The sequence below is a fragment of the Actinopolyspora sp. BKK2 genome (assembly GCF_011291845.1).
Taxonomy (GTDB): domain Bacteria; phylum Actinomycetota; class Actinomycetes; order Mycobacteriales; family Pseudonocardiaceae; genus Actinopolyspora; species Actinopolyspora saharensis.
Genome location: NZ_JAANTE010000004.1, coordinates 310,652 through 332,629, shown reverse-complemented (window position 1 = coordinate 332,629; position 21,978 = coordinate 310,652). Strand labels below are relative to the sequence as shown.

At 69.3% G+C, this 21,978-nt stretch carries 23 protein-coding genes; 2 read left to right on the top strand and 21 right to left on the bottom strand.

Going from position 1 to position 21,978, the window contains the following annotated elements:
• Nucleotides 1–5 precede the first annotated feature (5 nt).
• From G9Q41_RS11115 to G9Q41_RS11090, 6 genes are all read right to left on the bottom strand, one after another.
• Entirely contained in the window at nucleotides 6–563 is a 558-nt protein-coding gene (locus G9Q41_RS11115) for a DUF3558 domain-containing protein (RefSeq protein WP_347567519.1), read from the bottom strand.
• Nucleotides 560–982, bottom strand: coding sequence for a hypothetical protein (locus G9Q41_RS11110; RefSeq protein WP_165632470.1), 423 nt, complete (start codon nucleotides 980–982; stop codon nucleotides 560–562). Before G9Q41_RS11110 ends, G9Q41_RS11115 begins: the two co-directional genes overlap by 4 nt.
• A 126-nt stretch (nucleotides 983–1,108) precedes the next feature.
• Nucleotides 1,109–1,291, bottom strand: coding sequence for a DUF397 domain-containing protein (locus G9Q41_RS11105; RefSeq protein WP_165632585.1), 183 nt, complete (start codon nucleotides 1,289–1,291; stop codon nucleotides 1,109–1,111).
• A gap of 136 nt (nucleotides 1,292–1,427) precedes the next feature.
• Nucleotides 1,428–1,943, bottom strand: coding sequence for a DUF3558 domain-containing protein (locus G9Q41_RS11100; RefSeq protein WP_347567520.1), 516 nt, complete (start codon nucleotides 1,941–1,943; stop codon nucleotides 1,428–1,430).
• Nucleotides 1,944–2,027: 84 nt separating this feature from the next.
• The gene (locus G9Q41_RS11095) at nucleotides 2,028–2,225 is read right to left on the bottom strand and encodes a DUF397 domain-containing protein (protein WP_165632586.1); all 198 of its coding nucleotides are present in this window, start codon (nucleotides 2,223–2,225) and stop codon (nucleotides 2,028–2,030) included.
• A gap of 16 nt (nucleotides 2,226–2,241) precedes the next feature.
• Complete coding sequence (locus tag G9Q41_RS11090) at nucleotides 2,242–3,084, bottom strand: helix-turn-helix transcriptional regulator (protein WP_165632587.1); 843 nt, start codon at nucleotides 3,082–3,084, stop codon at nucleotides 2,242–2,244.
• A gap of 139 nt (nucleotides 3,085–3,223) precedes the next feature.
• Here G9Q41_RS11090 and G9Q41_RS11085 point away from each other — a divergent pair, with 139 nt between their 5' ends.
• The gene (locus G9Q41_RS11085) at nucleotides 3,224–3,523 is read left to right on the top strand and encodes a hypothetical protein (RefSeq protein ID WP_165632588.1); all 300 of its coding nucleotides are present in this window, start codon (nucleotides 3,224–3,226) and stop codon (nucleotides 3,521–3,523) included.
• A gap of 95 nt (nucleotides 3,524–3,618) precedes the next feature.
• On the opposite strand, the gene G9Q41_RS11080 is transcribed toward G9Q41_RS11085, so the two are convergent.
• Genes G9Q41_RS11080 through G9Q41_RS11060 form a run of 5 tightly spaced genes read right to left on the bottom strand, consistent with a single transcriptional unit; the run spans nucleotide 3,619 to nucleotide 9,716 of the window.
• Complete coding sequence (locus tag G9Q41_RS11080) at nucleotides 3,619–5,139, bottom strand: mannitol dehydrogenase family protein (RefSeq protein WP_165632589.1); 1,521 nt, start codon at nucleotides 5,137–5,139, stop codon at nucleotides 3,619–3,621.
• Nucleotides 5,127–6,080: a PfkB family carbohydrate kinase gene (locus tag G9Q41_RS11075; protein WP_165632755.1), complete on the bottom strand. Its 954-nt coding sequence runs from the start codon at nucleotides 6,078–6,080 to the stop codon at nucleotides 5,127–5,129. The genes G9Q41_RS11080 and G9Q41_RS11075 overlap by 13 nt, the downstream gene beginning before the upstream one ends.
• 5 nt (nucleotides 6,081–6,085) lie before the next feature.
• Nucleotides 6,086–7,294 (bottom strand): D-mannonate dehydratase ManD, encoded by a 1,209-nt coding sequence (manD, locus tag G9Q41_RS11070; RefSeq protein ID WP_092522503.1) that lies wholly within the window; start codon nucleotides 7,292–7,294, stop codon nucleotides 6,086–6,088.
• Nucleotides 7,295–7,296: 2 nt separating this feature from the next.
• Nucleotides 7,297–8,316: an alcohol dehydrogenase catalytic domain-containing protein gene (locus tag G9Q41_RS11065; protein WP_165632590.1), complete on the bottom strand. Its 1,020-nt coding sequence runs from the start codon at nucleotides 8,314–8,316 to the stop codon at nucleotides 7,297–7,299.
• Entirely contained in the window at nucleotides 8,316–9,716 is a 1,401-nt protein-coding gene (locus tag G9Q41_RS11060; RefSeq protein ID WP_165632591.1) for an Nramp family divalent metal transporter, read from the bottom strand. Before G9Q41_RS11060 ends, G9Q41_RS11065 begins: the two co-directional genes overlap by 1 nt.
• A gap of 79 nt (nucleotides 9,717–9,795) precedes the next feature.
• Between G9Q41_RS11060 and G9Q41_RS11055 the strand changes: the two genes are divergently transcribed.
• Nucleotides 9,796–10,509, top strand: coding sequence for a GntR family transcriptional regulator (locus tag G9Q41_RS11055; RefSeq protein WP_092520503.1), 714 nt, complete (start codon nucleotides 9,796–9,798; stop codon nucleotides 10,507–10,509).
• Between the two features lie 387 nt (nucleotides 10,510–10,896).
• On the opposite strand, the gene G9Q41_RS11050 is transcribed toward G9Q41_RS11055, so the two are convergent.
• The 10 genes from G9Q41_RS11050 to uvrC form a co-directional block, all read right to left on the bottom strand.
• Nucleotides 10,897–11,793 carry an NADP-dependent oxidoreductase gene (locus G9Q41_RS11050; RefSeq protein ID WP_165632592.1) on the bottom strand — a complete coding sequence of 299 codons (897 nt, stop codon included), beginning with the start codon at nucleotides 11,791–11,793 and terminating at the stop codon, nucleotides 10,897–10,899.
• Between the two features lie 230 nt (nucleotides 11,794–12,023).
• Nucleotides 12,024–12,377 (bottom strand): RNA polymerase-binding protein RbpA, encoded by a 354-nt coding sequence (locus tag G9Q41_RS11045; protein WP_092520499.1) that lies wholly within the window; start codon nucleotides 12,375–12,377, stop codon nucleotides 12,024–12,026.
• Nucleotides 12,378–12,480: 103 nt separating this feature from the next.
• Nucleotides 12,481–12,717: a preprotein translocase subunit SecG gene (gene secG / locus G9Q41_RS11040; RefSeq protein ID WP_092520497.1), complete on the bottom strand. Its 237-nt coding sequence runs from the start codon at nucleotides 12,715–12,717 to the stop codon at nucleotides 12,481–12,483.
• Between the two features lie 164 nt (nucleotides 12,718–12,881).
• A complete protein-coding gene (gene tpiA / locus G9Q41_RS11035; protein WP_165632593.1) occupies nucleotides 12,882–13,667 on the bottom strand; it encodes a triose-phosphate isomerase in 786 nt (261 codons plus the stop codon).
• Nucleotides 13,668–13,669: 2 nt separating this feature from the next.
• On the bottom strand, nucleotides 13,670–14,872 hold the full coding sequence (locus G9Q41_RS11030) for a phosphoglycerate kinase (protein ID WP_165632594.1): 1,203 nt from the start codon (nucleotides 14,870–14,872) through the stop codon (nucleotides 13,670–13,672).
• A 337-nt stretch (nucleotides 14,873–15,209) separates the two neighbouring features.
• Entirely contained in the window at nucleotides 15,210–16,220 is a 1,011-nt protein-coding gene (gene gap, locus G9Q41_RS11025) for a type I glyceraldehyde-3-phosphate dehydrogenase (protein WP_165632595.1), read from the bottom strand.
• Between the two features lie 339 nt (nucleotides 16,221–16,559).
• Nucleotides 16,560–17,576, bottom strand: a complete 1,017-nt coding sequence (gene whiA, locus G9Q41_RS11020) for a DNA-binding protein WhiA (protein WP_092520489.1) — start codon at nucleotides 17,574–17,576, stop codon at nucleotides 16,560–16,562.
• Nucleotides 17,567–18,577, bottom strand: coding sequence for a uridine diphosphate-N-acetylglucosamine-binding protein YvcK (gene yvcK / locus G9Q41_RS11015; RefSeq protein WP_092520487.1), 1,011 nt, complete (start codon nucleotides 18,575–18,577; stop codon nucleotides 17,567–17,569). The genes whiA and yvcK overlap by 10 nt, the downstream gene beginning before the upstream one ends.
• Complete coding sequence (gene rapZ, locus G9Q41_RS11010) at nucleotides 18,574–19,452, bottom strand: RNase adapter RapZ (protein WP_165632596.1); 879 nt, start codon at nucleotides 19,450–19,452, stop codon at nucleotides 18,574–18,576. Before rapZ ends, yvcK begins: the two co-directional genes overlap by 4 nt.
• On the bottom strand, nucleotides 19,449–21,674 hold the full coding sequence (gene uvrC, locus G9Q41_RS11005; protein WP_165632597.1) for an excinuclease ABC subunit UvrC: 2,226 nt from the start codon (nucleotides 21,672–21,674) through the stop codon (nucleotides 19,449–19,451). The genes rapZ and uvrC overlap by 4 nt, the downstream gene beginning before the upstream one ends.
• Nucleotides 21,675–21,978 lie beyond the last annotated feature (304 nt).

Genomic DNA, 21,978 nt, shown 5'->3' with positions numbered 1-21,978 from the left:
TCACCTCACGCCGGTTCCGGAACGTTCGGCTCGACCTTCTTGGCGATCTCCAGCGCCTTGGCGCACTCGTCGAGATTGTCAGAACGGCTGATTTCCTGGGCACGTATCTGGATCATGCCCTGCCCGGCGTCGAACATCGCGTCGCAGGTCTCTGCCTGGGTAGCCCCCTCGGTCACCGCAGTCGCCCCAGCACGACCGTTCACCTCAGCGCGCTCGAACTTGGCCCACGTGTCCTTCTTCGCCGCAGAATCCACCGTCTGGCGCTTGTTCTTGTTGAAGGAAACCGAGACGGTATCGCCGTCGTAGTAGCAACCCGGCGTCCACGGCAGCGGACTCTTAGTTTCTCCTGGAAGCTCCAGTCCGAACGACTTCAGCTCCTCGTCGGACAGCATGCCGCACGGATCCACCCCGGCCAACACCTCTTCCGAGGACTTGGCAGCCGAGGTCTCCTCGGTAGCACCTTCCGACTCATCACCGGCCAAACCACCGGGACCACACCCGGCAACCCCCAGCAAGGCCACACCGACACCAGCGGCCACCAAGGACCGCGACCACCTGCTCACTGCTGGCTCCCCCTGTTCAGGTCACTGCTGATCTGCTCGTCGGTGGCAACGTACTTCTCCTTCGCCTGCCGGAACAGATCCGCCTTGCGCAGCAACTCGTCCCGGAACTGCCGCAACAAGTCCGCCGCCCCGGTGGAACCGTTGGTTGCCTTCTGGGAGAACTTGTTCGCCAACTGCCGACCCGACGGATAGTCACCCAGCCCCTTGACCTGCTGCAAAGCAACAGCAGAGTCGATAAGACTTCGAACCTTCTCGGCCTTCTCCTCGTACACCTTGGCCGCGCTGTCGGCGGCAGCAGGCTCCATGCTCAGCCCGCCACCCGCGATCTGCTGCTCGATCCAGGAGTTCTCCTTACTGATCTCACCCAGCGCAGCGCTCGCCTCCGCGAACCCGGAAGCTGCCCCTCCAGCAACGGTCACAGCCACTCCTCGCAATCCCGCCGCACTCGTCATGACGGCCCACCGGAACACCGACGCGCACACTGTAGCGCCACCCCGGTGCCGCTGTGTGCCAAACCGACGAAAACCACTCCGGTACCGGAGAGCTCAGTTCCTCAACCGGCGCACGAACGTCGCCCACTGTCGCGAAGCGACGGTCAACACCGCACCGGCGGGGTCCTTCGAGTCCCGCACCGACACTCCCTCGTCATCGAGCGCCACCTCGACGCAAGCGCCCTGGTTCATGCTGCGAGAGGACTTCCGCCATCCGTGCTGCTCGCCTGCCACCACGAGAACCCTCCGAGCGCGCCGAGGCGATGCCACCGCCCCGCTCGAGACTGCCGGGAACGCCGCACAGCCCGCAATCACTCGATCCGGCCCCACGAACCGGCGCCACACCGCGAAAACCCCGGCACAACCGCGCGCCTCACGCCGGTTCCGGAACGTTCGGCTCGACCTTCTTGGCAATCTCCAGCGCCTTGGCGCATTCGTCGAGTGAGTCCGAGCTGCTGATTTCGTGCGCTTGGATCTGGATCATGCCACGTCCTGCATCAAACAGAGCGCTGCAGAGCCGTGCCTGAGTCGCTCCCTTGGTCACTGCCGTGGCCGCAGTCCGACCGTTCACCTCAGTACGGCGAAACTCAGCCCACGTGTCCTTCTCCGCTGCAGAGTCCACCGTGTCGCGCGTTTCCTTGCGAATGCTCGCAACAACGGGGTCTCCCTGGTACTGACATCCCGGTGCCCACGAAGGGTTGTTCGTAACCTCTCCCGGAACCTCAAGCCCGAAGGATTTCAACTCGGCATCCGACAAGACGTTGCACGGATCCACCCCGGCCAACACCTCCTCGGAAGGCTTGGCAGCCGAGGTCTCCTCGGTAGCACCTTCCGACTCATCACCGGCCAGACCACCGGGACCACACCCGGCAACCCCCAGCAAGGCCACACCGACACCAGCGGCCACCAACGACCGCGACCACCTGCTCACCAATCACACCCCAGCTACGCGTCCACCCGAACGAAACCGGCCTTACTCGCTCCGGCCCGGCGCGGTCCTGGTGTTCCGCACGAACATAGCCCACTGCCCCCGGGAAACCGTCAACACAGGACCAAAGGGCTCCTTCGAATCCCGCACCGACACTCCCTCGTCACCGAGCGCCACCTCGACGCAGTTACCGTTACCACCGCTGTAGCTGCTCCTCTTCCAACGCGTAGCCGCTGAATCCATGGCACGCTCCTATCTTTCAGTCATGGATGAAGGACTCGATCAACCGTGCGGACTCGTGTGCAGTCAAAGCGACATCCTGCAGGTTCTCGGCGGCCGAAGAATACCCACGCATCCGGACCGGATCATGGACGTAAACGGCGTCGTCCTGGAGCTCGACGTAACCGACCGGGTGCGCGCACTCGAACCCGAGAACGGCGAAGGCACCTGTGAACCCACTGTGAATGCCGTCTTCAGGACGGAGCACACGTATGTCCACATGGTCCAACCTTCCCAGCTCGAGCAAGTGGCGGTACTGCTCCCGCAGCACGGCCGGGTCACCCACATCCAGACGCAGAGCGGCTTCGCCGATGACAGCGGTGAGTCTCAGCGGGACTTCCTCCGTCAGCAGGGCCGCACGAGCACGGCGAAACTCGACGAAGCTGTCCACATGATCGGCACGCACCCTCGGGGTAGCTTCCGTCACGGCTCGCGCGTAGGCCTCGGTTTGCAGCAGACCAGGCACGAAGATGGGCTCGTACAAGAACTCGCGCGAAGCCCGTCCCTCAAGTCCAGCGAGCAGCTGGAACCATGACGGGATCACATCGGACCACGGCGTCCACCAGGCTCTTCCCTCCTCAGAAGCGGCCAAGCTCTCCAATCTCCTCGAATCCGCTTCCGATGCCCCGTAGAGCGCGAGCAGCGCGGCCACCTCTGAAGCTTGTGGACGGTTACGTCCACTCTCCACGTGGTTGATCTTGCCGTTGGTACAGCCGATCTCCCGCGCGGCCGAGGAGGCTGGCAACCCCGCGGACTCCCGATAGTGCCGCAGCTCCGCCCCGAGCAGCCACCGCTGCGCCGCCGGATCATCCCACTGCACCACGATTCGCCTCCTAGTTTCACGACACGAACAGTGTGCCTGTGAGCGCGAAGAGTACTTCCACCCGATCGAAGTATCGACGACAGTAAATTCCTACGTTGAAAATGACAGTGACCACGATCACTAAACCGAGGAGGTAATCGTGAACGAGTCGGACGCTTTCCCTCACTTCCACTACCCCAAGCTGCCTCCGCTGGGCACCCGCGAGGAGTTCATGGCTCAACTGCAGGGCGTGGTCACCGAGAACGCCCCCGGCCTGTTCGCCCTGTGCGAGGAGATCGGCGATCGCCACGACGCCGTCATCCACTACTGGGGCATGGCCCACGAGGACCGCACCGACCTCATCGGCACCGAGGGCACTCTCCACCTCGGCTTCCGCGACGCTGCCACCGCCCGTCAACGCCTGGCCTGCCGCCGCACCCTCCACCTCGTCTGGGCCTGACCGAACCCGCCGCACCACGCAGAACCGCCCGGCGCGCAGCAGCACGCCGGGCGGTCAAAACTCGCGAAGGCCCGCGGAGGACCGTCGACCGAGAGCTACTCGGCGACCACGCTCCGCGCGGACTCCCGCGCCCCGCTCCTGGCCAGCTCGTCGTAGTGCTGCTCGACCGGAGCCAGGAACCGCCGGTCGTCCAGCAACGCCTCGTCGACCCCCGCGGCGGCCAGCGCGGGCCGCACGACCTCACTGCCTGCGCTGGCAGTGCCGCCAGCACTGCCGGCAGTGCCGGGGGCTTGCGGGTCGAGCCCGGCGCTCTCCCTGATCCGCTCGGCGGTGGGCTCGCGCACCTCCAAGGTCTCCCCGCCGTCGGTGCGCCGCACGAGCACGCAGCGCAGCCACGCCGCGATCGCCAGCGCCGCGGTGCTCGGGGCGACCGACTGCCGCAGCGCGTCGCCGACGGTCCCGAGCAACCGCGGACCGATCTTGAGCGAGCCGTCCGAGGCGACCTGCCGGGTGGTGTGCGCCAGCGCCGGGTTCCGGAAGCGGCGCAGCACCGTGTCCACGTAGCCGCCGTGCTCGAAACCGGCGATCTCGGGCAGCGTGGGGGCGACCTCCTCCTCGGCCAGCTTCCTGGCCGCCGCCTCGAACTCCGCGATCGACATCGTCTCGGCGATGGTCCCGACGTCGGCCAGCGCACCCAGGTAGGCCAGCAGCGAGTGGCACGCGTTGAGCGTGCGCAGCTTGGTCATCTCGTACGGCCGGACGTCCTCGACCAGCAGGGCCCCCGCCTTCTCCCAGGCGGGCCGGGCCGCCGGGAAGTCGTCCTCGATCACCCACTGGATGAACGGTTCGGCCACGACCGCGGCCTCGTCGCGCGCGCCCAGCTCGGCCTCCACCTCGGCGAGGTCCTCCTCGGTGGTGGCTGGCACGATGCGATCGATCATCGTCGCGGGAAAGGTGACGTTCCGCTCGACCCACTCGGCCAGCTCGGCGCCGTCCGGCAGCAGCGCGCAGAAATCGCGGACCGCCGCGTGCAGCACCGGACCGTTCTCGTCGAGGTTGTCGCAGCTGACCACGGCCAGCGGCCCCGCGCCAGCCGCGCGGCGGGCCCGGAGCCCCGCGACGAGCCGTCCCACCACTGTGGACGGAACTTGCCCGGAGGCGTCGGCCCGGACACCGGGATCGGCGGTGTCCAGCCGCCGCGTTCCCGGCAGGAGCCGGTAGGCGTGCTCGGTGACCGTGAGCGTCACCACCGTCACCGCGGGATCGGCGATGCGCTCCAGCACGGTCTCCGTCTCCGACGGACCGTCCAGCACCTCGCGGACGGAGCGCACCACCCGGTACGTCGCCCCCGACTCGTCCCGCGTGACCACGGTGTAGAGCCCGTCCTGGTCGTGCAGCCGGTCGCGCACGGCGGGACCGCGCTGGGTGACCGCGCTGATCGCCCAACCGGTCTCACCGGTGGCCAGCATCGCGTCCTCGGTGTAGACGGCCTGGTGCGCCCGGTGGAAATTGCCCGCTCCGAAGTGGACGATTCCGACGGTGAGCTCGTCCGGGTCGATCCCCTCCCGGGAACGCCGGGAGACCGCGGTGAGGTTCTCCAGGTTCAACCTGCCCATGACACACTCCCCGAACTCGTCGCCAGGTGCTCGCGGGTGCTCCCGATCGTCGGGATCCCGCCGGTACCGCCACGTCCCCCGACCGACAGCGAAGCTGCGGCCGTGGCCAGGCCTGCCGCCGCGGGGAGCTCGTCCCCGAGAGCCAGCCGGGCGGTCACGGTACCGGCGAAGACGTCCCCGGCACCCGTCTGATCCACCACGTTCGGCGCGGGCACGGGCGGAAGGCTCCACGAACCGTCCCGCGCGCCCTCCTCGACCAGCACCCCGTCGTCGCCGCGGGTGACGGCCACCGCCTCCGCGCCGAGCGCGCGGAGCTCGCGGGCCGCGCCCTCCGGGGTGTCGCACCCGAGCAGCGCGGAGGCCTCCCCCGGATGCGACGGGGTGACCAGCCGCGCCCCGTCCGCCACGGCGCGCAACGTGGCGGCGGCTTCCTCCGCACCGACCAGCGCGGGCCGGTGGTTCGGGTCGTAGACGAACTGTCCCGCCGCCTCCTTGGCGGCCAGCACCGCAGCGCGGGCGGTGTCCGACAGCGCTGCGGTGATACCGCTGGTGAGCACGAAGCGCGCGCGTTCGCCGAGCCGGGCCCGCCGCACGTCGTCCGGGCTCAACCCGCTGGCGGCGCTGCCGCGCCGCATGTAGGCGAACCCCCGCGTCCCACCGGGATCGGCCCGCATCAGGTAGCAGCCGTTGTGCCCCCCGGTCCGCTCGATCAGGCCGGTGTCCACGCCGAGCTCCTCGACCCGCGCGAGGATCCCCTCGCCGACCTCGTCGTCGCCGATCCTGGTCAGCAGGCCGACGCGCGCCCCGGCGGCGGCCGCTGCCGCAGCCGCGTTGAGCGCGTCACCGGAGCAGCCCAACCGCGCCTGGACGCCGTCCCGGAACACCGCGGACGTGCCGACCTCGAGCAGCACCTCGCCGAGAACGATGACGTCGTAGTCCATTGTGGTCACCAATCGTGCATCGAGCCGTCGTGCAGCCGCGCCACGGGCAGGTAGGCGGGCTCGTACGGGTAGGACTCGGCCGCGTTCTCGTCGATGTCCACACCGAGCCCCGGCTCCTCGCTCGGGTGGAGGTGCCCGTCGGCGAAGCTGTAGCTGTGCGGGAAGACCTCGTTCGTTTGCTCCTCGTGCGGCATGTACTCCTGGATCCCGAAGTTCGGGATCGCGGTGTCGACGTGCAGCGCCGCGGCCAGGCACACCGGCGACAGGTCGGTGGCCCCGTGCGAACCGGAACGCACGCCGTAGAGCTCGGCCAGCGACAGGATCCGGCGCAGGTGCGTGATCCCGCCTGCGTGGGTGACGCTGGTGCGGATGTAGTCGATCAGCCGCTCGGAGATCAGCCGCTCGCAGTCGTGGATGGAGTTGAAGACCTCACCGGTCGCCAGCGGCGTGGTGCTGTGCTCGCGGATCCGGCGGAACGCCGTCTGGTCCTCCGCCGGAGTCGGGTCCTCCAGCCAGAACAGCCGGTAGGGCTCCAGGGACTTGGCGAGCCCGGCCGCCTCGTTGGGGCTCATCCGGTGGTGGGCGTCGTGCAGCAGGTGGAAGTCGTAGCCGTGCTCGCGACGTATCCGGTCGAACAACTCGGGCACGTGGTTGAGGTAGGCGGGAGTCGACCACGGGGTCTCCTCCGGCAGCCCGGAGGAGGCCGGTTCGTAGCGCTCACCGTCCGAACCGATCCCGTAGGTCCCGGGCAACCCCGGTATCGCGGTCTGCGCCCGCACCGCCCGGTACCCGCGATCGAGGTAGCGCCCGACCTCGCTCACGGTCTCCTCGATCGTGGAGCCCTGGGCGTGGCCGTAGACCATCACCCCGTCGCGGCTGCGCCCGCCGAGCAGCTGGTAGACGGGCAGCCCGGCCACCTTGCCCTTGATGTCCCACAGCGCGGTGTCCACCCCCGCGATCGCGGTCATCGTGACCGGACCACGCCGCCAGTAGGCCCCCTTGTAGAGGTACTGCCAGGTGTCCTCGATGCGACTCGCCTCGCGGCCGATCAGCAGCGGGCAGACGTGCTCGGTGAGATAGCCGACCACGGCCATCTCGCGCCCGTTGAGCGTGGCGTCGCCGACGCCGGTCAGCCCGTCCTCGGTCGTGATCTTGACGGTGACGAAGTTGCGTCCCGGTGATGTGACGATCACCTTCGCGTCCACGATTCTCATGCTCACCTTCCCGTGGTGCATTCGACGGTCGTTTTGACTCCGGTGCCGCTGCTCGCCCGCTCGAGGGCCTCAGCGGCGCGTTCCAGGGGGTAGCTCGCCGTGCCGAGCGAGACGAGATCCACGAGCCCGTCCTCGACCAGCCGAATCGCCTCCGGGAAGCCACCCGCGTACCTGAAGGCACCGACGAGGTCGATCTCGTAGCGCTGCACCGGAGCCAGGCGCGCCCGCACGGCCTCGTCGGGAACGGTTCCGACCAGTCCCACCCTTCCTCCGGGGACGGTCGCCGCCACGCCGGTGTCCAGCGCGGACACCGCACCGGAGCACTCCAGCGCGCGCTCCACGCGCAGGCCGTCGAGCTCGTCCGGGAGGAAGGCGCGCTCGATGCCGACCGTACGAGCGATCTCGAGACGCGATTCGTCCACATCGGTCAGCGTCACTCGGCGGGCGCCCCAGGCCAGCGCGACCTGGCCCACCAGCAGACCGACCGGCCCGGCGCCGGTGACCAGCACGGACTGGCCGGGGGCGAAACCGGTGCGGCGCAGCGCGTGCACCGCCACGGCCAGCGGTTCGAGCGACGGCACGGCCGCGGCGGGCAACCCCGCGGGCGCCCGGTGCAGCTGCGCGGCGTCCACGGCGACGTACTCGGCCAGCCCGCCGTCGTTGGGCGGCGATCCGAGGCAGTGGCCGTTGGCGCAGAGGTTGTAGCGCCCCGCCGTGCACGACGAGCAGTGCCTGCAGGGCACGGCCGGTTCGACCACCGCTGTCGCTCCCACGAGCTCGTCCGGGACCTCCGGGCCGACCTCGACGACCCTCCCGCCGATCTCGTGACCGAGCACCGCAGGCGCGCGGAGCTCGTTGTTCCCGTTGCGCCCGTCCCGGTAGTAGTGCACATCGGAACCGCACAACCCCACGTGGCCGACCGCGAGCAGCGCCTGACCTGCGGCCGCCCGCGGCACGGCGCGCCGTTCGACCCGCACGTCCGCGGCGCCGTGCAGCACCGCCGCGCTCATCGTCGCGCTCATCAGTTCGCACCCCCGAAAACGCTGATCGCCGTGTAGATGCCGAGCCCGACGATGAGCAGGCTGCTGACCGTCAGGGCCACCGAGAACCACCTGCCACCGCGCAGACCCTCGTCGACTTCGTTCCTGCGCAAGTACCAGGTGGCCACGGTCACCGCGATCAGGAAGACCCCTCCGATGAAGCCACCGGTCTGGACCATGAAGACCGGTGAGCTGAAGTACAGGTAAGCGGCTCCCCAGGTGATCGGGAACGCCACGGTGAACGCGCGCATCCACCACGTGCGGCGGGCGGTGTCGCGCCAGTCGAACCCGCCGCAGACGGAGACCGCGTTGGCCGCCACGCGGGTCCAGCTCGGCAGGGCCGCCCACAACGTGGAGCCCAGCACCGCGACCGCGCCCAGCAGGTAGGCCGTGCTCGCCCACTCGCCCAGGGTCTCGGTGTAGGTGCGGGACAGCGTGGTGATCATGTCGTTGCCCTCGGGCACCAGCCCGGCGGGATGCAGCACGGCCGCCCCCATGATGAAGAACGCCATCGTGCCGACCGTGTAGACGAGCCAGGACAGCAGGGCGTCCCGGTACATCACCCTGATCCAGCCCTTGGCGCGCTGGCGCCACTCGGGACTGCCGTCGTTGGGCCCCACCCAGCGGGCGTAGCCCTTCTCGATGCACCAGTAGGTGTAGTAGGTGATCTCGTCCGAGGTGACCCCGGTGAGCCCGAACATGGCGATCGCCGCGCCGACGGCCCCGCCCGGGATGGTGAAGCTCAGCCCGGTGCGCACCTCCTCGAACCCGTAACCGACCTCGGTGAACGGCAACCCGAAGGCGATCACGCAGGTGATCAGCACGAAGACCACCGTCAGCCCGACGGCACCGCGCTCGATGAGGGTGTACTTGTTGGAGTACAGCGACACGATCGCGGCTACGACCACCACGGCGGTCCAGATCGCCAGCGAGGTGAACTCCAGCGGACCGGAACCGATGGGCACCAGGATGCTCAGGGCCGCGGCCAGGCCGCCGACCACACCACCGACCTGGAGCACCTTGACGACCGCCATCAGGATCCACAGCAGACTGATCCAGCCGAGCCCGCGGAACCGCGGCGGCACCTTGTTGTAGCCCTCCAGGGCGGTCTGACCGGTGACGATCGACCAGCGTCCGAGCTCGACCTGCACCGCCACCTTGACCAGCGTGCTGAACACGACCAACCAGAGCAGCGCGAAACCGGCCTCGGCTCCCAGCGCCGTCGTGGCGATCAGCTCCCCCGAGCCGACGATGGAGGCGCTCAGGATCAGCCCAGGACCCAGGAAGCGCAACGATCCACGCCAGCCCGCTGGTGGTTCCTTAACTTCATCGGCGGTCAGCACGTAGGGATCACGTGCCGCCGCGGACGTCTCGGTAGTCAATTCGAACTCCGGCAAGGCGGCAATATGCTAGTATATTAGTAGAACCACACTAGAGTTTCGTCAATAGGATGCATCGGTGATGCGCTCACGAAGCAACAGCACGAGGACCTCACGCGACCTGGCCACAGCCGAGGTGCGGCGTCGCATCCTCGACCTGACCCTCGAACCGGGGAGCGGTATCGCGGAGAACGAGCTGGCCGCCGAACTGAGCGTGAGCCGCACACCCGTCCGCGAGGCGCTCATCCTGCTCGCCAACGACGGGCTGGTGGAGATCTACCCCCAGGTGGGCACCTTCGTCTCCCGGATCGACCCGACAGCGGTGGCCGACGCGCAGTTCATCCGCGAAGCACTGGAACTGGCCTCCTTCCGCGAACTGACCCGGAGCATCGAACAGCCCCAACTGCGCAAGCTCAGGGAGAACCTCGAACAGCAGCAGCTGGCCGTGAACGCGCGGGACGTCGACCGGTTCTTCGAGCTGGACGAGACGCTGCACGCCACGATGCTGCGGATGGCCGACCACGAGGCCGCCTGGGACGTGGTCAGCTCGGCCAAAGCACACCTCGACCGGGCCCGCCGCGCCTGCCTGCCCATCGCAGACACCCTCGAGCGGATGCTGGAGCAGCACGCGGAGATCGTCGACCGGCTCGAATCCGGCCCCCCGGAAACCGCGGAAGAAGCGCTCCGCTCCCACCTGCGCGAGGTCTTCCACGACATCGACGCGGTCAAGGCGAGAACGCCCGAGTACTTCACCAGTGGGCCCACCCGCCCAGTGCGCAAGGCCTACCTCGCTTAGGGGTGGAGGGTCGGCGGCTCTTTCTGCGTGGCGGTGCGGGTGGCGGAACCTCAGTCGGGGTCTCGCTCCGGGTGCCCGACCTCGGGTAGCGACCTACACAACGTCGGACCTTCCTCGCGAGACCCGGCGACTGAGAACCCGCGGCGGTGCCGACTGCCCAGGCTCAGAGCACCTGCGTCGGGGGGTTCTCTTCGCGGGAAGTTCCTGACGGGGATTCGGCGGATCGGGTTGCTCGGGTGGTGTTTCGGCGCCAGCGCATCGAAGGGGAATCCCGAGAAGTTCGATGTAGGGGAATATTCCAGCACAGCTGCTTCAGCCTGCGCCGAAGGAGAGGCTCCGGTGCGTGAGTCGGACGCGTTGCGCGGCCGGGCCGCTCGGCGCTGCGGATCACACCACGTCGAGCGTGATCTTGCCGCCGCTGTGCCCGGTCGCGCTCTCGTCCTGGGCCGCGGCCGCCTCGCTCAACGAATAGGTCCAGGCGTGCTGCACGCTCAGCCTCCCCGCGACGACGCGCTCGGCGATCTCGTCCAGCAGCTCCGAACTCCGCTCCCCGGACCCCCCGCTCGAGAAGGTCACCCCCAGCTCGGAAGCCCGCGGATCGGCGATGGTGATGACCCGATCCGTGGTGCCGCGCAGCTTGATCGCCTCCGGCAGCACGTTCTGCCCGGCCGCGTCGAACACCGCATCAACCCGAGACGTGATCTCCCGCACCCGCTCGACCAGCCCCGCACCGTAGGGCACCGGCGTGGCCCCCAGCGAACGGAGATCCGCGAAACGCCGCTCACCGGCCGTGCCGATCACCGTCGCCCCCAGTTCCACGGCGAGCTGCGCGACGAACCGGCCGACCGCCCCGCTGGCCCCGTTCAGCAGCAGCACCTCGCCCTCGCGGAGCTCCAGCTGCCGCAGCACCCGCAGCGCGGTCGCCCCGGCCACCGGAAGCGCGGCGGCGTCCCGCCACGACATCCCCTCCGGTTTGCGGGTCAACAGCGAGGCCAGGGCGTACTCCGCGTAGGACCCCGTCTCGGACCATCCGAACACCTCGTCGCCCACCTCGAAGGAAGCGGACTCCCCCACCGCGTCGACCACACCGGCCAACTCCAGACCGGGGCGCCGCGGAAGGGACAGCTCGGTCATCACCCCGCTGCGCAACTTCCAGTCCAGGGGGTTGACCCCGGCCACGCGAACAGCGACGCGGACCTGTCCCGGACCCGGTTCCGGAACACCCACCTCCACGAGCTTCAGCACGTCCGAAGACCCGTAATCGGAGAACTGGATGGCGCGCATGTGCCGTCCTTCCCGGAACCGTGACATCGCTTTCCGGCGCCAAGCTCTCACGAAAACGCCCGGCCCGCCACGCGCGCGGCCCCCGGCGACACGTCCGCACCGCTGCCGAGCAGCCCCGGAGCGAAAAAGCGGTGGAGGCACGTCGAATCCGCACCTCCACCGCGGCGGCACACCGGCCGAGCCACTGCCCGCACCGACTGGAGCTCACATCTCGGAGACCTCGGAACCGCTCACCCCTCGGAGCGGCCGCGCCGCTCCCGCAACCTGCTCAACGCCTCGTCCAGCAGCTCCATCCCGTCGGCGTCGCTGCGCCGCTCCTTCACGTAGGCGAGATGGCTCTTGTACGGCTCGTTGCGCTTCGGCGAAGGCGGATTCTCCCTGTCACGCCCGGCCGGAAGACCGCACCGGGTGCACTCCCAGACCTCGGGGACCCGCGCATCCACGGCGAAGGAGGGCTCCACCCGGTGCCCGTTGTCGCACCAGTACTCCACCCGCTGGCGAGGCGCCGACTCCCCGCGCTCCACATCACCGCTGATGGTTCCGGAGCCGAGCCGCATACCACGTATCGCATTACCGCCAGTCATCAGTATTTCACCCACCGTACCCGCCTTCGAACGGACCGAACCGGGTGGACCGAGACCGCAGATCGAAGCGATCGGGCGGCCGGAACCGCCCGACCGCGTCCCGTCAGGCGCTCATCTTGATCAACAGCCCGGTCCCTATGATCGAGATGACCCACAGCGCGATGACGAACAACGTCATCCTGTCCAGGTTCTTCTCCGCGACACTGGACCCGGCGAGGTTGGACTGCACACCGCCGCCGAACAGCGAGGAGAGCCCGCCGCCCTTCGCACGGTGCAGCAGCACGAGCAGTATCAGCATGATGCTGGTCAGCAGGACCATGATCTGCAGAAAAAGTGTCATATCGTCCTCGTTCACACCACGGTTCGTGGCAAGCCTACCGAATCGGCCACCCACCGTGGGACGGCAGTTCGCATCAGCGTGCTCACGCGGCAGGCCGGACTCCGACCGTTTGCACAGCTCTCCCCGGCGGGCGACCCCTGCGAGGCCGCCCGCCGCGGAATCGTTCACGGCAGTGGTCCACCCGCTGCCATCGCGCTCATCTTGGCGAACTCGTCGCCGTTGAGACTCGCACCGCCGACCAGGGCACCGTCCACATCGCTCTGGCCGAGCAGCTCGGAGATGTTGCTGGACTTGACCGAACCCCCGTACAGGATACGGACCTGCTCGGCGATCTCCGAACCGTACTTGTCCACCAGAGCACCCCGCAGGGCCGCGCAGACCTCCTGGGCGTCCTCGGAGGTGGCCACCTTTCCGGTTCCGATGGCCCAGACCGGCTCGTAGGCGAGCACCACGTTCGCGACCTGCTCCTGCTTGAGCCCCTTCAGACCCTCGATGAGCTGGGTCGTGCAGTGCCGCACGTGATCGCCGGACTCGCGGACCTCGAGCGGCTCGCCCACGCACAGGATCGGAGTCATCTCGTGCTTGAGCGCGGCCCGCGTCTTCCGGTTGACGGTCTCGTCGGTCTCCCCGTGGTGCTCGCGGCGCTCGGAGTGGCCCGTGACCACGTAGTCGCAGCCGAGCTTGGCCAGCATCGGGGCCGAGACGTCACCCGTGTAGGCGCCCGAGTCGTGCGGCGAGACGTCCTGGGCCCCGTGGCGGAGCAGCAGCTTGTCCCCGTCGATCAGGGTCTGCACGCTGCGCAGGTCGGTGAACGGGGGAAGCACGGCCACCTCGACCTTGTCGAAGTACTTCTCCGGCAGGGCGAAGGCGATCTTCTGCACCAGCGCGATCGCCTCGAGGTGGTTGAGGTTCATCTTCCAGTTGCCCGCAAGCAACGGTTGCCTGGACATGATCAGACCTCACCTTCCAACACGGCCACACCGGGCAGATTCTTGCCCTCGAGGAACTCCAGCGAAGCCCCGCCCCCGGTGGAGATGTGCGAGAACCGCTGCTCGTCCAGCCCGAGCGTGCGGACGGCGGCCGCGGAGTCACCGCCACCGACGACGCTGAACGCCTCGGAGTCGGCGATCGCCCTGGCCACCCCGCGGGTCCCCTCGGCGAAGTTCGCGAACTCGAACACGCCGGTCGGCCCGTTCCAGAACACGGTGCTGGCCGAACCGAGGATCTCGGCGTAGCGCTCGACGGTGCGCGGACCGATGTCCAGCCCCTGCCAGCCCTGCGGGATGGCGTCGGACGGGACCACCTGGGTGTTCGCGTCGTCGGCGAAGCGGTCGGCGACCACCACGTCCACCGGCAGCACCAGCTTGTCGCCGTGCTCGTCCAGCAGCTGCTTGGTGGCTGCGATCTGGTCCTGCTGCAGCAGCGAGTCACCCACGGAGTGGCCCAGCGCGGCGAGGAAGGTGTAGGCCATGCCGCCGCCGATGACCAGCCTGTCCACCTTCGGCAGCAGGGCGTTGATGACCTCGAGCTTGTCCGAGACCTTGGAACCGCCGAGCAGCACGACGTAGGGCCGCCGCGGGTCGCCGGTCAGCGTCCGCAGCACCTCCACCTCGTCGAGCACCAGCCCGCCCGCGTAGCAGGGCAGCTTGGTCGCCAGGTCGTAAACCGAGGCCTGCTTGCGGTGAACCACGCCGAAGCCGTCCGAGACGAAGGCGGCCGAGTCGCCGACCACCTCGACGAGGGCGTCGGCCAGCTCGCCCCGCTCCGCGTCGTCCTTGCTGGTCTCGCGGGGGTCGAAGCGCACGTTCTGCAGCATGGCGACCCGACCGTCGACGAGTCCGCCCACTACCTCGTGCGCCGACTCGCCGACCACGTCGTCCGCCAGCGCGACCTCGGAGCCGAGCAGCTCACCGAACCTGCGCGCCACCGGGGCGAGCGAGTAGCGGGTGTCCGGCGCGCCCTCCGGCCTGCCCAGGTGCGCGGCGAGCACCACGCGCGCCCCGGCCGAGGTCAGTTTCTCCACGGTCGGGAGCGCGGCGCGCACCCTGCCGTCGTCGGTGATGGTTTCGCCGTCCAGCGGGACGTTCAGGTCGGCGCGCACCAGCACGTTCCTGCCCTGAACCCCCTCGCCCAACAGGTCGTCGAGATTCTTCACGCTGCGGCTCCTCGCAAAGGGGATACACCGTTGACTGCTGACAGAGGCCCTCCGCTCCGGTCCTCCCGAGCGGTCACCCGGGGAAGTCTCGGCGCCACCCGCGCCGAAGTCCCCCGAGCCAACCAACGATCCGAGCGGAAAACCTCGCTGCGGAGTGCTTCCGCACCTCCCGCCGCCGCGCCCGGGAGCGCGGACCGGGATCACGAGGCGCGGGTTCGACGACCGGCTTCGTCCCCGCGACGCGGTGCGCTCACGAGAACGGCGATCCGGGCGGAGCGGGGCGGGAGCACTGCTGAGAAGGCCCCGGCGGTCGGAGGCCGCCGGGGCCGGGGCGACTTCAGGAAACCTTCGAACCGACGAGGTTGACCGCGTCCACCAGCCGGTTGGAGTAGCCCCACTCGTTGTCGTACCAGCCGACGATCTTCACCTGGTTGCCGATCACCTTGGTCAGCGGTGCGTCGAAGATCGTCGAGGCGGGGTCGCCCGCGATGTCACTGGACACGATCGGGTCCTCGCTGTACCGCAGGACGCCCTTGAGCGAGCCCTCCGAGGCAGCGGCCCGGAACGCCTCGTTGACCTGCTCCTCGGTGACGCTGGAGTTCAGCGTGGCGGTCAGGTCGGTCACGGAGCCGGTCGGAACCGGCACGCGCATGGCGTAGCCGTCCAGCTTGCCGTTGAGCTCGGGCAGCACCAGGCCGATGGCCTTCGCCGCACCGGTGCTGGTCGGGATCACGTTGAGCGCGGCCGCACGGGCCCTGCGCAGATCCTTGTGCGGCCCGTCCTGCAGATTCTGGTCCGCCGTGTAGGCGTGGACCGTGGTCATCTGGCCGGACTCGATGCCGAAGTTGTCGTTGAGCACCTTGGCCATCGGGGCCAGGCAGTTGGTGGTGCAGGAGGCGTTCGACAGCACGGTCTGCGACCCGTCGTAGGAGTCGTCGTTGACGCCGAGCACCATGGTCAGGTCCTCGCCCTTGGCCGGGGCGGAGACGAGAACCTTCTTCGCTCCTCCCTGGTCCACGTGCTTGCGGGCGTCCTCGGCCTTGGTGAACAGGCCGGTGGACTCGACGACGACGTCGACACCCAGGTCCGACCAGGGCAGGTTGCCCGGGTCCTTCTCGGCGAGGATCTTGATGGTCCTGCCACCGACCTTGATCCCGTCGTCGACCACGGTGACTTCCTCGGAAAGCTGACCGAGCACGCTGTCGTACTTGAGCAGGTGCGCCATGGTCGCGACGTCGCCCAGGTCGTTCGCGGCCACGACCTCGACATCGTGCTCGCTTGCAAGTGCCGCACGCCAGAAGTTGCGTCCGATCCGGCCGAAGCCGTTGATACCTACGCGAACGGTCACGCCGATCTCTCCTCGCGACTTACCGTGCCGAATCATCGGCAGGTGGGCGGTTGTATGGACTCACTTCAGACCCTATCGCCCACGACGGCCCGCGTGCGCATCAGGGAGACGCCGCAACGGTGAATCTCACCGACATCACCCGAACGGAATCGCCTGCCCACGGGCTCGTACCGCGACACGCCCGCCCCCGCCGGGGCACGCGGAACCGCGTCCTCCCGGGCGGCGGGCCCCGCACCGGGAGCCCGCCGCGCGCCGCCGGGAACCGCTCCGTCCGGAGGCGCGGCCCGCGCCGCCGGGAAGTCGCCGGTCCCGACGGCGCGAGCCACCGCGGTGGCACGTTCAGCTGTGCTGCTCCTCGCCCAGCATCCCGTCGACCCCGGACTCCAGCAGCTCCGCGGTCACCGCCGACTCGGTGTCCGGCAGGTTCAGCTCCCGCGCCCGCTTGTCGGCCATGGCCAGCAGCCTCCGGATCCGCCCCGCCACGGCGTCCTTGGTCATGGGCGGGTCCGCCAGCTGCCCCAGCTCCTCCAGCGAGGCCTGCCGGTGCGCGAGGCGGAGCCTGCCCGCGACCAGCAGGTGCTCGGGAATCGAGCTGCCGAGCAGCTCCAGACCGCGTTCCACCCTGGCCGCCGAGGCGACCGCCGCACGCGCGGAGCGGCGCAGGTTGGCGTCGTCGAAGTTGGCCAGCCTGTTGGCCGTGGCGCGCACCTCGCGACGCACCCGCCGCTCCTCCCAGGTCATCACGCTGTTGTGCGCCCCGAGCCGGGTCAGCAGCGCGCCGATCGCGTCGCCGTCCCGCACGACCACCCGATCGGTACCGCGCACCTCGCGGGAGCGGGCCTGCACCTCGAGCCTGCGCGCCGCCCCCACCAGGGCGAGCGCCGCCTCCGGCCCCGGGCAGGTGACCTCCAGCGCCGAGGACCGCCCGGGTTCGGTCAGCGAGCCGTGGGCGAGGAAGGCTCCCCGCCAGGCCGCCTCGGCATCGCAGACCCCGCCCGCGACCACGTGCGAGGGAAGTCCGCGCACCGGGCGCCCGCGCGGATCGAGCAGCCCGGTCTGCCGCGCCAGCCCCTCGCCCTCGCGGACCACGCGCACCACGTACCGGGTGCCCTTGCGCAGGCCTCCCGAGGTGATCACGTGCACGTCGGAGTGATACCCGTACAGCTCGTGCAGTTCGCGACGCAGCCTGCGCGCGGTGGAGCCCGAGTCGAGCTCCGCCTCCACCACGATCCGTCCCCCGACGAGATGCAGCCCGCCGGCGAAACGCAGCAACGAGGACACCTCGGCTCTGCGGCAGCAGGCCTTGGTCGTCGGCAACCTGCTCAGTTCGTCCTTGACCGCCGCGGTCATCGCCACCGGTCCGTCCTCCTCTCCAGTGCGGCTGTCAGACTCGCCGCGAGAGCATCCGGTTCGTGCCTTCCCGAAGCCGATGCAGCGGCGACTCGATCAAGCAAAGTCTGCGCACCAAGCGCGCTCGCCGCAGCACGAAGTCGATCGGGGGTGGGAACCGCCCCCTCGTCGGCCAGAACCGCGTCCACCCGCAATTTCGGTGCGTGTTCCGCGATCACGTCGAGGTGCTGCTCCGGAGAGAAGTCCGCAGTTTCACCCGGTTGTGGGACAAGATTGAGTACCACGATCCGCTGAGCGGCGGTGCTGACCAAGGCGTCCCGGAGCTCGGGGACGAGCAGGTGCGGCAGCACGCTGGTGAACCACGAACCCGGCCCCAACAGCACCACGTCCGCGTCGAGCACGGCCCGCACCGCCTCCGGCGCGGCCCGCGGCTGGTGCGCCTGGCCGTTCACCGCGTTGAGTCGGACGCGCTCGACCCGCCCCGGCGTGCTGGCGATGGCCACCTGGCCCCTGATCGTGCGCACGGCCCGCCTGTCCTCGTCCAGCCCGACGACATCGGCCTCCATGTCCAGCGGCTCGACCGACATGGGAAGCACCCGCCCCCGCACGCCGAGCAGCTCGCAGGCCTCGTCGAGGACGGCTATCGGATCGCCGAGCACCTCCAGCAGACCGGCGAAGACCAGATTGCCCACCGCGTGCCCGGCGAGGGCGCCGTTGCCGCCGAAGCGGTGCTCGAACAGCCGCGACCAGACGCGCTCCGACTCCCCGTCGGAGGACAGCGCGGAAAGCGCCTTGCGCAGATCGCCGGGAGGCAGCATCCCCAGCTCGCGACGCAGCCTCCCGGAGGAGCCGCCATCGTCGGCCACGGTGACCACGGCGGTGATGTCGGTGGTCATGCGACGCAGCGCCGCGAGGGTGACCTGGAGTCCGTGGCCACCTCCGAGGGCGACGGCACGCAGCGGACGCGACTCCTCTCCCCCTGAATTCCCCGGCTCGGGAGTACTCATTCGCGCCCCAGATCGCGGTGGACCGTCTTGACCGTCAACCCTTCCTCCTCGGAAAGTCTTCTCGCGAGCTCCTCGGTGAGCACCACGCTGCGATGCTTGCCACCCGTGCACCCCATGGCCAGCGTCAGGTAGCGCTTGCCCTCACGCTGGTACCCGGTTCCGACCAGCCGCAGCAGCTGCTGGTAGTTGCCGAGGAACTCCTCGGCGCCCTCCTGACCGAGGACGTAGTTGCGCACCTGGTCCTGCCTGCCGTCGTAATCGCGCAGCTCGGGGATCCAGAACGGGTTCGGCAGGAACCGGCAGTCCATCACCAGGTCCGCGTCCATCGGAAGCCCGTACTTGTAGCCGAAGGAGAGCACGGTCACCCTGGTCCTGGTGCTCGCCTCGGTGCCGAACGCGTCCTCGATCTTCGTGCGCAGCTGATGCACCGACAGTCCGGTGGTGTCCAGCACCAGATCCGCCTCCGCGCGCAGTCTGGACAGCAGGGAGCGCTCGGCCGCGATCCCGTCGGCGAGCCTGCCCTCGCCCTGCAGGGGGTGGCCGCGGCGCACCTGCTCGAAACGACGCACCAGTACCTCGTCGGTGGCCTCGAGGAACAGCACCCGCGGCTTGTATCCACGGGCGTCCAGGTCCTTGATCACCGAACCGAGGTCCTCGGTGAAAGCACGGCTGCGCACGTCCATCACCACGGCGACCCTGGTGACCGCATCACTCGAACGGGCACCGAGTTCCACCATCGTGGAGATCAGCTCCGGAGGCAGGTTGTCCACCACGAACCACCCGAGATCCTCCAGACACTTGGCAGCGGTGCTGCGTCCTGCGCCGGAGAGACCGCTTACGACCGCGACCTCCATGCCCGTCTTCTCCTCGGTCACTGCTCAACCCCCTGAGTGCTGTCTTCCCCCGTCGTGTCCCGGCCCTCTTCCCGGGACGTCCGGCCGGACGAGTCCGACTCCGCGGTGGCGCCGTCCTCGACCTCCCCGGAAACCGTCTCCCCCTCGCCGCGCGCGTGCTCCCCGCCGTCCGAGGACTCGCCCCCCGAGCTCCCCTCGTCCGCCAGGGCGTGGTGCACCGTCTCGGCCAGGCGGTTGCCGAACCCCGGAACCGCGGTTATCTCCTCGATAGTGGCACGACGAATCTTGCGCACCGAGCCGAAGTGCTTGAGCAGCGCCTTCTTCCGCGTCTCGCCCAACCCCGGGATCCCGTCGAGCTGGGAACCGCTCATCCGCGCGGAGCGCTTCTTGCGGTGGTAGCTGACCGCGAAGCGGTGGGCCTCGTCCCGCACCCGCTGCAACAGGTACAGCGCCTCGCTGGTGCGGGGCAGGATCACCGGATCGGGCTCGGCCGGAGGCCAGACCTCCTCCAGCCGCTTGGCCAGCCCGACCACAGCGACATCGGTGATGCCCAGCTCGGCGAGCTCGTCCGCTGCCGCGTTGGCCTGCGGCGCCCCGCCGTCCACCACGAGCAGGTTCGGGGGGTAGGCGAACTTGCGCGGTTTGCCGGTCTCCGGGTCGATCCCCTCGGAAACGGCCTCCCCCTGCGCGGAGTCCGACTCCTCCGCGGTGCCGTCACCCCCCGCGACGAGCTCACCCGCGGGCTCGCCCGCACTGGTGGTCGCGTCCGGCTGAACCCCCTGCGGAGTCAGCGAACCCGTCCGCTCCCCGTCACCGGTCTCCCGGAGATAGCGCTCGAACCTGCGCCGCACCACCTCGGCGATCGCGGCGGGGTCACCGCCCTCCGAACCCCCGCGCACCGAGAAGCGCCGGTACTCGGACTTGCGCGCCACCCCGTCCTCGAACACGACGAGCGAGGCCACCACATCACTGCCCTGCACGTGGCTCACGTCCACGCACTCGATCCGCAGCGGTGCGCTGTCCAGCCCGAGCGCCTCCTGCAGCTCCTGCAAGGCGGCGGAGCGCGCGCTGATGTCGCCCGCCCTGCGCAGCTTGTACTGGGTGAACGCCTCCTCCGCGTTGCGCCGCACCGTGTCCAGCAGGGTCCGCTTGTCCCCTCGCTGCGGGACCCGCAGATCCACCTTGCTTCCCCGCAGCTCACCGAGCCACTGGCCGACGGCCCGCGAGTCCTCCGGCAGCTCCGGCACCAGCACCTCGCGCGGAACCGGGCTGCCCCCGCCCGCATCGGCCTGATCGGCCAGCGCGGCCTGCTCACCGTAGAACTGGGTGAGGAACTGCTCCACCAGCTCGGCCGTTCCGGTCTGCTCCACCTTGTCGATGACCCAGCCGCGCTGCCCGCGAACCCTGCCGCCGCGCACGTGGAAGACCTGAACGGCAGCGGCCAGCTCGTCCTCGGCGAAAGCGGCCACATCGGCGTCGGTTCCGTCCCCGAGCACCACGGCCTGCTTCTCCATCGCGTGCCGGAGCGCCTCCAGATCGTCCCGCAGCCGGGCCGCGCGCTCGAACTCGAGCTCGGCGGAGGCCTCCTCCATCCGACGCTGCAGCCTGCGCATCATCGCGTCGGTGCGCCCGGACAGGAAATCGCAGAACTCCTCGACCACGCGGCGGTGCTCATCCGCGTCGACGCGCCCCACGCAGGGAGCCGAGCACTTGTCGATGTAACCGAGCAGGCAGGGCCGCCCCATCTGGGCGTGCCGCTTGAACACGCCGTTGGAGCAGGTGCGCGCAGGGAAGACCCGCAGCAGCATGTCCAGGGTCTCCCTGATGGCCCAGGCGTGCGCGTAGGGGCCGAAGTAGCGCACCCCCTTCTTGCGCGGGCCGCGGTACACGTGCAGCCGCGGGAACTCCTCGTGCAGCGTCACGGCCAGCACCGGGTAGGACTTGTCGTCGCGGTAGCGGACGTTGAACTTGGGATCGAACTCCTTGATCCAGGAGTACTCCAGCTGCAGGGCCTCCACCTCGGTGTTGACCACGGTCCACTGGACACCGGTGGCCGTGGTGACCATCCGCCGCGTGCGCGGGTGCAGGGCGGACAGATCGGCGAAGTACGCGGCGAGCCTGCTGCGCAGGTTCTTCGCCTTGCCCACGTAAATGACCCGCCCGTCGCCGTCGTGGAAGCGGTACACGCCCGGCGAGGACGGGATGGTTCCCGGAGCTGGTCGGTAGGTGGACGGATCGGCCACGCCCCCAGCCTACGTGCGGCGATGACGGTATTGACCAAGACCGCTTGCGAGAGTTGGGTCGGCGGCTCGGTTTGCTCGGTGGGGCGTTTGGCGGAACCTCGGTCGGCGCCCGGCTGCGGGTGCCCCGACATCGGGTAGCGGCTGCACAACGTCGGGGCCGTCCTCGCCGGGCACTCGACCGAGAACCCGCGGCGGTGCCGGTGACGCAGGCTCACAGCGCTTGGTTCGGGCAGCGCCCCTTAATCGGGAGTTCCGGTCCAGGAGCTCTGCGCACTTCCTGCGAAGGAGTCTCGTTCAACACAGG